8 protein-coding genes and 3 pseudogenes are annotated in these 13121 nt (G+C 63.3%); 9 read left to right on the top strand and 2 right to left on the bottom strand.

The window, feature by feature from the left end; genetic code table 11:
* Window positions 1-51 precede the first annotated feature (51 nt).
* The 6 genes and pseudogenes from CDN38_RS23935 to CDN38_RS32515 all read left to right on the top strand — a co-directional run bounded on the left by CDN38_RS23935 (window position 52) and on the right by CDN38_RS32515 (window position 9090).
* Window positions 52-1616, top strand: a pseudogene (locus CDN38_RS23935) (AMP-binding protein).
* A 136-nt stretch (window positions 1617-1752) separates the two neighbouring features.
* Window positions 1753-4088: pseudogene (locus tag CDN38_RS23930) on the top strand (GH92 family glycosyl hydrolase); the annotation flags it as partial.
* 186 nt (window positions 4089-4274) lie between these two features.
* Complete coding sequence (gene ilvA / locus CDN38_RS23925) at window positions 4275-5495, top strand: threonine ammonia-lyase (RefSeq protein WP_075512257.1); 1221 nt, start codon at window positions 4275-4277, stop codon at window positions 5493-5495.
* A gap of 167 nt (window positions 5496-5662) precedes the next feature.
* Window positions 5663-7501 (top strand): AMP-dependent synthetase/ligase, encoded by a 1839-nt coding sequence (locus CDN38_RS23920; RefSeq protein WP_075512258.1) that lies wholly within the window; start codon window positions 5663-5665, stop codon window positions 7499-7501.
* A gap of 306 nt (window positions 7502-7807) precedes the next feature.
* Window positions 7808-8549, top strand: a pseudogene (locus CDN38_RS23915) (lysophospholipid acyltransferase family protein).
* 280 nt (window positions 8550-8829) lie between these two features.
* Window positions 8830-9090 (top strand): excalibur calcium-binding domain-containing protein, encoded by a 261-nt coding sequence (locus CDN38_RS32515; protein ID WP_142361323.1) that lies wholly within the window; start codon window positions 8830-8832, stop codon window positions 9088-9090.
* Window positions 9091-9145: 55 nt separating this feature from the next.
* Here CDN38_RS32515 and CDN38_RS23905 read toward each other — a convergent pair whose 3' ends face one another.
* Complete coding sequence (locus CDN38_RS23905) at window positions 9146-10156, bottom strand: NAD-dependent epimerase/dehydratase family protein (RefSeq protein ID WP_075512259.1); 1011 nt, start codon at window positions 10154-10156, stop codon at window positions 9146-9148.
* A 60-nt stretch (window positions 10157-10216) separates the two neighbouring features.
* On the opposite strand from CDN38_RS23905, the gene CDN38_RS23900 reads away from it, so the two are divergent.
* Window positions 10217-11047: an SDR family NAD(P)-dependent oxidoreductase gene (locus CDN38_RS23900; RefSeq protein WP_075512260.1), complete on the top strand. Its 831-nt coding sequence runs from the start codon at window positions 10217-10219 to the stop codon at window positions 11045-11047.
* Window positions 11048-11052: 5 nt separating this feature from the next.
* Window positions 11053-11772, top strand: a complete 720-nt coding sequence (locus tag CDN38_RS23895; RefSeq protein WP_075512261.1) for a hypothetical protein — start codon at window positions 11053-11055, stop codon at window positions 11770-11772.
* 179 nt (window positions 11773-11951) lie between these two features.
* Here the strand turns inward: CDN38_RS23895 and CDN38_RS29055 are convergent, their stop codons facing one another.
* Window positions 11952-12662 carry a hypothetical protein gene (locus CDN38_RS29055; protein WP_142361322.1) on the bottom strand — a complete coding sequence of 237 codons (711 nt, stop codon included), beginning with the start codon at window positions 12660-12662 and terminating at the stop codon, window positions 11952-11954.
* A 253-nt stretch (window positions 12663-12915) separates the two neighbouring features.
* On the opposite strand from CDN38_RS29055, the gene CDN38_RS29685 reads away from it, so the two are divergent.
* Window positions 12916-13053, top strand: coding sequence for a hypothetical protein (locus CDN38_RS29685; protein WP_161951673.1), 138 nt, complete (start codon window positions 12916-12918; stop codon window positions 13051-13053).
* Window positions 13054-13121: the final 68 nt, after the last annotated feature.

Here is a 13121-nt window from a genome sequence, read left to right as displayed (position 1 = left end):
CGGGAGCCCGGTGCCCGACGCCGATTCCGGCACTGCGCAGCAGGTGCCGCGATGGCCCGCGAGAGCCTCCCGACGACCACGGCTGCCGTGCTACTGCGCTCTGGACTGCTGACGCCCGCCACTCCCGCCGGGCTGGTCCGCCTGGTTCGCGAGGCACGTCGAGGTGGCCAAAATCCTTTCTCTCTACTGGCGGTCACAACAGCTCGGTGGCCAAACCGGATCGCGGTGATCGACGACGACGGCATCTTCAGCTACGGCGAGTTGCGATCACGGACCGAGTTCCTTGCTGATGAGCTTCACCGCCGCGGGGTCGGATCGAGGCCGTGGGGATCTTGTTCCGCAACGGACACGGCTTCATCGAGGCGATGTTCGCCGCGGCGTTGGTCGGCGCCGATGTCGTGCTCCTCAACACCGATTTCAGCGCCGATGCGCTGTCGGCCGCGGTAGGCGCGCACCAGATCAACACGATCATTTGTGAGCCGGAATCCGCCGAACAAGCACGCGCCGCTGGTAACACCGTCACGATCGTCCATCCGGCAGGGGTCACAAAGCGCGGGCACCATTCCCGGCCCCCGGTGGCGGCGCCCGGCCAAGTCATCATCCTCACTGCCGGCACCACCGGCGCACCCAAAGGCGTACCGCGCACATCCCATTTCGGTTCGACGCTGGGCCTTACCATGACGCTTCTGGATCGCACCCGGCTACGCACCGGTTGCCGAAGCTGTTTGGCAGTACCGATGTTTCATGGGTTCGGGCTCGGCCAGCTGATGCTGACCCTGGCGCTGGGCGGAACGGTACTAACCCAGCGGCGCTTCGCCGCCGAAGCGGCGCTCGCCCAGGCTTCGCAATATCGCGCCGACGCGTTGATGGTTGTGCCGGTCATGCTTGCCCGCATCCTCGATCTTCCCGAAGGCGTGCGAGCGCGATATCCGGTGTCGTCGCTGCGGGTGGTGATATTGAGCGGGGCCCGGCTGGACCCCAGCCTGGCGCAACGGTTCATGGACAACTACGGCGACGTTCTCTATAACGCCTACGGCTCCTCGGAGGTCGGCATCTGCGCCTTCGCGACACCGGCCGACCTGCGCGCCGCGCCCGAGACCGTCGGTCGGCCGATTATCGGCACTCCGGTCGGCATCCTCGACGCAACCGGCAGATCCGTCGGGCCACACGTGATTGGGCGCGTCTTCGTCGGGGGCGGGTTGCCGGTGGACACCTACACCGGCGGCGGCACCAAAGACGTCGTCGACAACATGACCAACTCCGGGGACATCGGCTACTTCGACGAAGCGGGACGGCTGTTCATCGTCGGCCGCCAAGACGACTTGATCATCTCCGGAGGCGAGAACGTCTATCCACGCGCGGTCGAAAACGCACTTGCCGCACACCCGGGTGTCGCCGACAACGCCGTCGTCGGTGTCGCCGACGAGCAGTTCGGGCAACGACTCGCCGCGTTCGTCGTGCCCCGGCCCAACGCCGACCTCGATGCGGCAGCCATCCGGAAATACTTGAAGGACAAGGTGTCTCGCGTCGAACAGCCCAGAGATGTCCACATCGTCACCACCATTCCACGCAGCCCCCTCGGCAAGGTGCTTCGCAACCAACTGCCCGGGCAGTGACTTCGCGCGAACCGCGCCAAGTTCCCGCGCGCTCGAGCGCAACGATGCAGACTACGTTGCGACGGCAAAGCACAACAACGACGCTGGATCGTCCCTCCACCGGCCCGTCTCGACATGTCCATAGGAATAGACAGCCATGCAGTCAGGTAGACCCTGCGCCGCGCTGGTAACAGCGGCGGTTGCCGGCCTGATGCTCAGCGGTGCGCCGGCGGCGCGCGCCGATCAACCCGCGTTCGTCGTGAACCCGATCAGCCACGTCGACACGCTCATCGGCACCGGGACGGGTGGCGAAACGGTGGGCGAAATCAACAACTTCCCCGGGGCCTCGGTGCCGTTCGGCATGGTGCAGTACTCGCCGGACACCACTGACACCTATGCTGGCTACGACCACGACAACGAGCGCTCGACCGGATTCAGCATGACCCACGCCTCGGTGGGCTGCGCGGCGTTCGGCGATATTTCGATGCTGCCGACCACCACCCCGATTGGCCCGCGGCCCTGGGACGATTGGGAGGAGATCGCGCACGACGGCACCGAGGTGGGCGTGCCCGGCTACTACACGGTGCGCTTCCCCGCCACCGGGGTGACCGCGGAATTGACCGCCACCGCGCGCACCGGCGCTGGCCGGTTCAGCTACCCGGCCAATGGACAGCCTGCGCTGTTCCACGTGCGCTCCGGCGCGTCGCTGGCGGGCAACGACGCCGCGACCATCCAGATCGGCGAGGACCACACCACGATCACCGGATCGGCGACCACCGGCGGATTCTGCGGCAAGAACAACACCTACACGGTGTACTTCGCCATGAAGTTCAGCCGGCCGTTCACTTCGTATGGCACCTGGGACGGCGACGCGGTCCATCCCGGTGCCAGCAGCGCGGACTCGATCTACAGCGGGGGGTACGTGGAGTTCCCGGCCGGCTCGGTACTCGAGGCGCGGACCGCGATTTCCTACGTCAGTGTCGACGGGGCCCGGGCCAACCTCGCGGCCGAGGGCGGACGGAGTTTCGACGAGGTGCGCGCCGCCGCATTAGCGCAGTGGAACGCCGCGCTGGCCCGCATCACGGTAGCCGGCACCGACAGCGGCGACCTGCAAACCTTCTATACCTCGCTATACCGAACGTTGTTGCACCCCAACACGTTCAACGACGCCGACGGACGCTATATCGGATTCGACGGCAACATCCACACCGTGGCCGAGGGCCACACCCAGTACGCCAACTTCTCCGACTGGGACACCTACCGATGCTTGGCAGCCCTGCAGGCACTGCTGTTCCCGGCGCAGGCCAGCGACATGGCCCAGTCGCTGGTGAACGACGCCGAGCAAAGCGGATCGCTTCCCCGTTGGGCCCTGGCCAATTCCGCGACCGGCGAGATGACCGGAGACAACGTGGTGCCGCTCATCGTCAACCTCTACACCTTCGGAGCCAGAGACTTCGACGTCAAAACGGCGCTGCGCTACATGGTCAGCGGAGCCACCCAGGGCGGTGTCGGTCGCGGCGGCTACGTGGAGCGGCCCGGAATCGCCAGCTACCTGGAGCGCGGCTACGCACCCCAGACGGACGAGTTCCGCGCCGACCACAACATCGTCGGCGCCTCGATCACGCTGGAGTGGTCGGTCGACGACTTCGCCATCTCCCGGTTCGCCGACGCGCTCGGCGACACCGTGACCGCTGCCGAGTTCCAGAACCGGGCGCAGTACTGGCAGAACTTGTTCAATCCGGCCACCGGTTACCTCTCGCCCCGCAACGCCGACGGCGCGTTCCCCTTCGGGCCCGGCTTCGTGGAGCCTCTCTGGGGCTTCGGCCAGGAAGGATACGACGAGGGCAACGCCGAGCAATACCTGTGGTTGGTGCCGCAGAATGTTGCCGGCCTGGTGGCCGCTATCGGCGGCCGCCAGGCCGCGGCCGACCGGCTCGACCGCTTCTTGACAGCACTGAATGCGGGCCCGAATAGGCCGTTTATGTGGGCCGGTAACGAGCCGGACTTCGGGGTGCCCTGGCTGTACAACTACGTCGGTCAGCCGTGGAAGACCCAGGAGACGGTCAACCGGGTGCGCGGCGAACTATTCGGCCCCAGACCCGATGGCGAGCCGGGCAACGACGACCTCGGCGCGCAGTCCAGCTGGTATGTCTGGGCCGCGCTCGGCCTGTTCCCCAGCACCCCGGGAACGCCGGTCCTCACCGTGAACACACCGCTGTTCGATCGCGCTCAGATATCGATTCCGGGCGGCAAAACCATCCGGATCTTCGCCCCGGGCGCGTCCGGACGCAACGGTCTGAAGTACATCAGCGGCCTCAGCGTCGACGGCCGGGCCACCGATCAGACATTTCTTCCGGAGTCGTTCATCCGCACCGGCGGCGACGTGACGTTCTCGTTATCCGCCACCCCCAACACGGTCTGGGGCACTGCGGAGTCCGCCGCGCCACCGTCGTTCGGCCCAGCAGCGCCGCCGTCACAGTAGCGGTCGTGAGGTCGCATGGTTGGGTCCCCGAACCCGACAGCGCCCGACGGAGTCGCATGGCCGAGTTACTCTCACCGGAAGTCGCAACGCGAGCGACACGCTTTAGCCTTGGCCTGTCCCCGACGACGACGGAGGCCAACGATGAATGCCGATCACATCATGATCCAGCGCCAGCTGGCCGAGCCGTGAGTCCAGCCATGGAGCTGCTGACCCTCGACCAGATCAATGCGGCGGCGGAACTGCTGAAGCCGGTGGTGCGGCCAACCCCGGTCGTCGCGTCGCGAATACTCTCGGACTGCATGGGCCAACAGGTGTGGCTCAAATGCGAGAACCTGCAACGCACTGGGTCGTTCAAGGCCCGTGGGGCCTACAACCGGATCGCCAATCTCAGCGTCGAGGACCGGGCTCGTGGTGCGGTGGCGGCCAGCGCCGGCAACCATGCGCAGGGCGTCGCTTGGGCCGCGACCGAGCTCGGGATCACCTCGACGGTGTTCATGCCGGTCACCGTCGCGCTCCCAAAGCTGGCGGCCACCAAGGCTTATGGTGCGCACGTTCACCTGATCGGCGATACGGTCGACGACGCGCTGGTCGCGGCGCGTGAATATGCACAGCAGCACAACGCGGTGTTGATCCACCCGTTCGACCACGCCGACGTCATCGCCGGCCAGGCCACCGTCGGGCTGGAGATCCTGCAGCAGATCCCCGATGTCGCCACCATCGTGGTGCCCACCGGCGGCGGCGGCCTGGTGGCCGGAATTGCCACGGCGGCACACTTTCTGGCGCCGCAGGCCCGGGTCATCGGAGTGCAGGCCGCGAATGCCGCGGCCTGGCCGGCTTCGCTGGCCGCCGGGCATCCGGTGCGCTTGGAGTCGATGTCGACGATGGCCGACGGCATCGCCGTCGCCTCACCCGGGGCAATTCCTTTCGCCCATGTCCGGGCATTCGTCAACTCGATTCAGACGGTCAGCGAAGAGGCGCTGTCGCGCGCGCTGTTGCTGTGCATAGAGCGGGTGAAACTCATCGTCGAACCGGCCGGGGCGGCAGCCGTGGCGGCGGTGATGACATCGGCACCCGAACCCGATGCGCACGGCCCCGTTTGCGCGGTCTTGTCCGGAGGCAATATCGACCCGCTGGTGTTGACCCACGTGGTCACCCACGGCCTGCGCGCCGCCGGCCGCTACCTCGCGATCAAAGTCACCATCCCGGACCGCCCCGGCGGGCTCAGCAGGCTGCTCGCCGTGGTCAGCGCGACCGGCGCCAGCGTGCTGGACGTGGTGCACGTCCGTACCGCACGCAAACTGGCGCTGGATGAAGTCGAGGTGCGGCTTACCCTCGAAACCCGCGGTGCAGCACACCGCGAGGAGGTATTGGAGGCGCTGATCGGAGCCGGGTTCGTCGTCTGCGTCGAGGACGCCTAGCCAGCGCGGCTCCACCGTGGCGTCCGCGATGAGGACGAACGGCCCTACTCCCGGCGCAAGAAACGAGAAAGACTGCATGATAACCGACGTAAGCGGAGATTCGCCGGTAGGTATACGGAAGCGAGAGGCGAGTCCGTAGGTCTCGTGGTCGAAGGAGCAGACAAGAAATGACCGACGACGATCCAACGGTGGTTCGGCACCCCAGCGGGGCATTGGTATCCACGCTGCCACAGGCCTTTCAGCAGACCGCAGCCCTCAAGCCGGACACGGTGGCCATCCGCACGACCGGCGACGCCGTGGTCCTGACCTGGCGCCAGTACGCCGACCGGGTACGGAAAATCGCCGCCGGACTGGCCGCACTCGGCGTCCAACACGGGCACACGGTCGGTCTCATGCTGCGCAACCGCCCGGAGTTTCATTTGGCCGACACTGCCGCTATGCACCTGGGTGCGATCCCGTTCTCCATCTACAACACCTCGGCGCCGGACCAGATCCGGTACTTGTTCACCAATGCCGGGAACGCGGTCGTCTTCACCGAAAAAGACTTTCTTCCCGCTATCAGGGCGGCCGGCGCCGACCTCGCGCACCTGGTGGTCGTCGACGCCCAGATCGACGGCTGCCACACCCTCGCAGATATCGAATCGTTAGGAGACAAAGCCGATTTCGATTTCGATTCGGCGTGGCGGTCGGTACGCCCGGACGATATCGCAACACTGATCTACACATCGGGGACCACCGGCCCGCCCAAGGGGGTCGAGCTTACCCACGCCAATGTGATGGCCGAGTTCGCGGCCATCGTCGACCTCCTTGACCTGCGGCCAGACGATCGGATCACCTCATACCTGCCGCATGCACACATCGCCGACCGGGTGACCGGGCACTACGCCAACATGGTCCTGGGGGTGCCGATGACCGACGTCGCCGACCCCAGGGCGATCGCGCAGGCCCTGCCGGATGCTCGTCCCACGGTGTGGCTCGGGGTGCCGCGGGTGTGGCACAAGATCAAGGTCGGGATCGAGACGAAGCTCGACACGGAGGCGACCGGGCTCAAACGGCGGTTGGCGCTGTGGGCCATCGACACCGGCGTGCGCGCCGCCCGCCAGATGCTGGCCGGCAAATCCGTGTCCCCGTCGCTTGCCCTGCGCCACCAGATCGCCGACCGGCTCGTGCTGGCCAAGGTGCGCGCCGCGCTCGGCCTGGACCACTTGCGCTGGGGAGTGACCGGGGCCGCCGCCATCCCGGTCGAAACGATCGAATTCTTCTGGGGCCTGGGCATTCCCGTCTACGAAGTGTGGGGCGAGTCGGAGTGTGTGGGCGGCGCGACCTCCAACCGGACCGACGCGAACAAGGTCGGCTCGGTCGGAAAGGCGTTGCGCAACGTCGAAATCTCGCTGGCCGACGACGACGAACTGCTCATCCGTGGACCGATTGTGATGCGCGGTTACCGAAAGCAGCCCGAGAAGACCGCCGAAGCGATCGACGCCGACGGCTGGTTGCATACCGGCGACATCGGCACCATCGACGAACAGGGCTTCGTCACGATCGTCGACCGCAAGAAAGAGCTGATCGTCAACGAATCCGGAAAGAACCTCTCCCCCACCAACATCGAGATGGCCATCCAGGAGACGTCTCCGTTGATCGACCAGGTGGTGGCCATCGGTGATGCCCGGCCTTACGTGACAGCGCTGATTGTCCTCGAGAGCGAGGCTGCCGCCGCCCAGGCCGCCGCGCTCGGCATGGCCGACCACTCGGCCGCCGCCTTCGCGCAACGCCCCGAGGCCGGGGAGATGCTTGCCGCCGCCGTCCGCGAGGGGAACGCCAAGCTTTCCCGCGTCGAGCAGATCAAGCGGTTCGTCATCGTCGGCACCCCGTGGGAACCGGGCGGGGACGAACTGACCCCGACGATGAAGCTCAAGCGCAGGCCGATCGCCGAGAAGTATTCCGCCGAGATCGACAAGCTGTATGCGAAGACGCCCGGGCCGGACATCGTCAACTTGGCTGACTAGCCCGCCATCGAGCTTTTGTCGCGGCCCAGCACCATAGCAACCGTCTGCGCCGTGTCACCCCGGGGCGGGGTGCGCGTTATGCGCACCTGTCAGCGACAAATTCGTTGCGCTCCTTGCCTTGTCGCTGAAGGCGGACAAATTGTGCACGGACTCGGCCTGGGGGTCCGTGTTAAAGATGTGATTGCTGGGCCAGGACTCCGCTCAGCGCGGCAAGGAGATCAGCACCCTCCCGGCGCCCTCGGACAGGGAATAGCAGTGAAAGACAGTGAAATCGCCGAGTGGGATCCTGGCCTGACGAAGCGGGCAATGCGAGTGGCCCGGCCGATCGTCAAGCGGTATTACCGATCGGAAGTGCACGGCCTGGAGTTGTTACCGCCCGGTGGGGTGCTGGTGGTGTTGAATCATTCCGGGGGCTTTCTCCCGATGGACGAGGTGGTGTTCGCGGTCGACTATTACGGCGAGTTCGGCTACACCCGGCCCATCTACACCCTGACCCACGACATCATGTTGGTCGGCCCGACCGCCGATTCGTTGCGGCGCATGGGGTATGTCCGCGCCACCCGGGCCAACGCCGCCGAAGCGCTGCGGGCCGGAGCCGTGGTCATCGACTTCCCGGGTGGTGACTACGACGCGTACCGGCCCACCTGGTCCCGCAACACCATCAACTTCGGCGGCCGCATCGGTTACGCCCGCACGTGCCATAGACGCCGCAGTTCCGATCGTTCCGATGGTTTCCATTGGCGCCCAAGAGAACCAGCTGTTTCTGTCGCGCGGCACCCGGCTGGCGCGCGCCCTTCGGCTGGACCAGCTGCTGCATTCCAAGGTCCTGCCCATCACGTTCGGCTTCCCGTTCGGGCTGAGCATTGTGGTGCCGGTCAACATGCCGCTGCCCACCAAGATCGTCATCCAGGTGCTGGCGCCGATCGACATCGCGGCGCAATTCGGCGCGCATCCCGACGCCGCGGAGGTCGACGCGTACGTGCGGCAGGCAATGCAAACGGGCCTCGACGAGTTGGCCGCCAAGCGCCGTTTTCCGATCATCGGTTGACCCCGGTCGACAAGAACGCGACCATGCGCTACTCGCAAGTTGACCAGTTCCCAGTCGAACTTGAAGTCGCGCGTTAGCCTCGATAATTGGCCGCGTGAAAAATCGAGGTTAGGACATCTTGTTTACGGTACAAAACCAACATATTTTTGAACCGAGTCGACATATATTTTGCGACCCGACGAAATTTCTCGCTGACTGAAAACCAGACGCCGCGAGCGGCCGTCAAACACGCGCCCCACTTCGTTGCCGTCAGCGGAACAAAATCGCTCGGCACCGCGTTATGGAAGAAATCAAGTTCGACTCATTCAACGTTAGTTTAGGACGACCTATGATACGGACACTTCTGGTCGGCGCGGCTATCACGGCAGCCGCGATCGGTGCAGCTCCGTTGGCTAATGCAGGGTCTGACTCGTCACAGTGCGTGGCCAGCCAGGGTATGGTCAATATCCCGCGGAGTGACCCGCACTACCGCGCTGATCTCGACCTCAACCACAACGGCATCGCGTGTGAATTCGTGGCCGACTGGCCTTCCACGTCATAAGCCGGCGGGCTACCGACGCCTGCGGCCGTCACGGTACGGCCGCAGGCGATCTACTTCATCTCTCTTCTACGGCGCACCGCCACAGAACATATTGTCGGGTGCCTTCCTGCAGTGACGTGGTGGGCTGCCATCCGAGTTCTTTCCTGGCTTTGGTGCCGTCAAGATAGTTCTCGGTGTGCAGGTTGCGCAGAGTTGCCAGTGTCAGGTACGGCATTTCCTTAGAACGCCGCAACTTAGCGATAGTTTCCATTGAATAACACCACAGCCAGGCCACGGCATAGGGCATGGTAATCCAATGCCGCTGCATTCCGCGGGCCTCGATCATGGCTTCGGTGAACTGCTTTAACCTTACCGGCCGGGCTCCGGCGACGTTATACACCTGCCCGACCGCCTTGTCGTTCGTCGCCGCCAAGATAGCCAATTCAGCGACGTCGTATACATAAACAATCGAGTATCGCGGATTCGCCCGGCCCGGCCAGATCATGACGGGAAAAGATGTCTGGTCGTACACCCGATCACAGAAAAGCTTGTCACGCGGGCCATACGCAGTGCCTATCCTGATCATCGACACCTGGATTTCTTCCTGCCGATGGTATTTCCAACAGGCTTGCTCCGCGAGCAGCTTAGCGTAGTCGTAGTAGGTCAGTGGCGTCTTCCGCACTATTGTCGGGGTCGATTCGTCGACCGGAATATCACCTTCTTGGCAGGCATCGCCGTATACCGCGCACGAACTGACATGAAGAAAACGTCGCACCCTAGCCGCAGCGCTGGCTCTCAACATATTTTCCGTACCGTGCACCGTCGTTTTCTCGAACTCGTCCCATCTTCCCCAGCCCGGAGTGACTTTGGCCGCCGTGTGAAAAACCGTTTCGATGTCTTGAACGATCGGCGGCAAGGTTTCGTAGTCGGTAATGTCGCCGAAGACGACCTCCGCCTGAGTGGCCTTGAGATGAGTGAGATCCGATGTATTTCGGGCTAGCGCACGAACCTCGTGACCCTTGGCCAGCAGACATTCGACGAGCGCGCTTCCGACCAGCCCGGTGCTTCCCGTAACGAGTGTCTTCATGATGCCTCCTGACAATTCCCATCTAGAATTGAACACCAAAACCCCGGCGAGGGAGCGGTGATGGGCAGTGAATCGGATGGCTTCAACAGACGATATGGGTCCTGGGCGCTCATTGCCGGCGCGTCGGTAGGGCTGGGTGCGGCTTTTGCCGCCGAGCTGGCACAAAGAGGCTTGAACCTGGTCTTGATTGCACGCCGGCCCGGTCCGCTGCAGTCGCGGGCCACCGAACTCGAAGGCAGATACGGCGTATCGGTGAAGACTATTTCGATGGATCTGGCCGCCCCGGACATGATGGAAGCGATTATCGGAGAGACAAACCAGCTCGACATCGGATTGCTGGTATACGACACCGCCTACATGCTGATCGGTTCTTTCCTCGGTCATTCTGTCGAAAGTCATCTGCGGGCTATCGACGTGAATTGCCGCGGTCCGCTGCTGCTGGCACATCACTTCGGACAGCAGATGAGCGCGCGGAGGCGGGGCGGGATCATATTGATGACGTCGCTTTCCGGCATGCAGGGGGCTCCCTGGCTGGCGAGTTACGGTGCTACCAAGGCCTTCAACATTGTTCTGGCAGAGGGATTGTGGTACGAACTGAAGCCACACGGGGTCGATGTTATGGCCTGTTGCGCGGGCGCCATCGAGACACCTAACTACACCTCCAGCAACCCGGCAAGCCTGGGATTTTTCGCGCCTAAGCCGTTGACGGTGGACAAGGTCGCGCACGACGCCATCGCTGCTCTGGGCAGCAGTCCGCTGCTCATTCCCGGAGGCGTCTACCGCGCTTCGCAGACGTTGTTGGAGCGGTTCGCATCGCGGAAACGACGGATAAAGATTATGGGAAATTCCACCGAAAAAATGTATGGCGACAGGCGGGTAACTCTGAACTAACGGCCATGGACAAATTGGTGTACATACTCTGGGACTCGGACCTGCAGCGCAGAAGCCAGCGCCAGCAAATCTTGCTGACCGCCGTGGCGCCCAAACTGCTGCAGACCGGAGCTCTCAAGCTCAGCATGTATATCGTTGACCAGGATGCAGACATACGATCACCGGCACCGCTTTATGTTGGGGAGCGGATGTGCGCTGAAGTGGCCGTCTGGCTCGACGATGCCACCGAACACGCAGCGTTCGATGAGATCTTCCGAACAGCAGGCTTCAGGTTTGCCGGTTATCTGGTCGACGAGTCGATCTACACCGAATACGGCGGTAATCGGCATTCTGGTCCGAGAACTTGGCCGGACGGCCAACGTTCCCCCGGCATTGTCGCGGTGACGTTGATGGAACGGCCCAACCGACTTTCCCGTGCGGAATGGATTCGGCGCTGGCACGGAACACAGTCACCGGTCTCCGAAGCAATGCAGCCCAGAGCCCGCTATGTGCGCAACCTGGTGATCCGGGCGGTTACGCCGGATGCGCCGAGCTATGAGGGCATTGTTGAGGAAGCATGGCCTTCGGCCAGGCACGTCACCAACTACTTCCTCTTCTACGGAGCCGGCAAGAACCCGTTCAAACTGGTGTGGAACATCATCAAGATGCTGCGCAGCGTGACTTCATTCCTGGATCTGCACCGCATCCGCACCACGATGACGAGTGAGTACATAGTGAAGAGCTGAGCCACGCCGCATTCATCCGTCGGCGCAAGGACTTCGGACGCTACCGGCGAATCGCGCGCGGTGGTCGAATGAAGCAATGACACCGCCCGAAATCCCGTGCGGTCACCAGTGGCGACGGCCTAGTTCGCACCGCCTGCTTGAAGAAGCCAGGGTTGATCCCGAAATTGCCTAACGTAACCCTAGAGTGGATCGGATACGCAGGTAGTCCGGAGGCACTTGCATGACCCGCAAAATCTTGTGGTGAGATCGCACCTGGTTTGCGGTCTAATTCTTACGCCGTCATTGGTTATGGTCGCAGACCATGCTGTTATGATTCCTGGCAACGACGAAGCCTCGACCGTTGTGACACTCACGTCATCGGCTGAGCGTTCGAAATAGACCAAACCAGCTTCTTTGACTTCGAGGCTTCGAGGCAATACGGTGAGCCCAATTACGTCATGAAGATCGTAGGACTCAAGTAGCTGCCCCACCGAGGTGAGAAAATCGGGGTTCTGGCTGAGTTTTTGAGCGGATGAAACGGCTACGGGGTCGGTGCAATACTCCAATGGATGGAACTGCGCCGTTTCGGGTTGCCACTTCCACCGAACCGCAACTGCCTCGGGGGTCACGGCTTCGGGCCGTGCCACAAGCGCGGGACGTCCGTCATCTAGCATCCCGGGCCTCTCGACAATCGCCGTGTCACCGGTGACCGGGAAATGGCTGTGCAGCAGCAGAGGGCCAGCTATTTCATCGAGCCCGACTTTATAGAGCTCGGTCTCAACCAACATTTCGGCGAAATCGTCCAGGAAGTTCTCAAACTCTGTTCTCGATTGCCGCTCCTTGTCGGCATCTTCGACGTTCGGAAGCGCGTTGTAGATTTCGGCATGTCCGGGGATAAGCACGCTAGTCATGTTCTGTGCACTCCTGTGTACCTGGTTGTGTCGTTTGTGATCAACGGCTTCACTGCGCCGGTGCACTGCTTGGGCGCATCAAGTGAATTCTGAATCCAGACCCGGAGTGGCCGTATCGGCACACCCGCTGGCCAGCGTCTCGCCGCCTGCTCGTCATCGCCTCATCTGTATTGACGACCACCCCCCGAATCGTCTTGTACGGATCAACGTCGAAGGTCTGGTACGAGGCTCCTCGCAGTGCAGTGCTTTGTCAATGGGCCACCTGCCGTACGCAAAGCGCGACATCGGGTTCCGCGACGCGATCGCCGCATTGCGCAGAAAACGTGACACCTGGATGAGCGAACTCGGGCATCCGCACCACGATGACAAGCAGTACATAGTGAAGGGCTGAGCCGCGTCGCCGGCCCCGTTCGACGCAAGGACTTCGGACTCTACTGGCGATCGAGCGCGCGGTGGTCG

This window comes from Mycobacterium ostraviense, from assembly GCF_002705925.1.
GTDB classification, from domain to species: Bacteria; Actinomycetota; Actinomycetes; order Mycobacteriales; family Mycobacteriaceae; genus Mycobacterium; species Mycobacterium ostraviense.
Note: the sequence above shows the minus strand (reverse complement) of the source record. Positions and strands in the feature narration are given on the sequence as shown.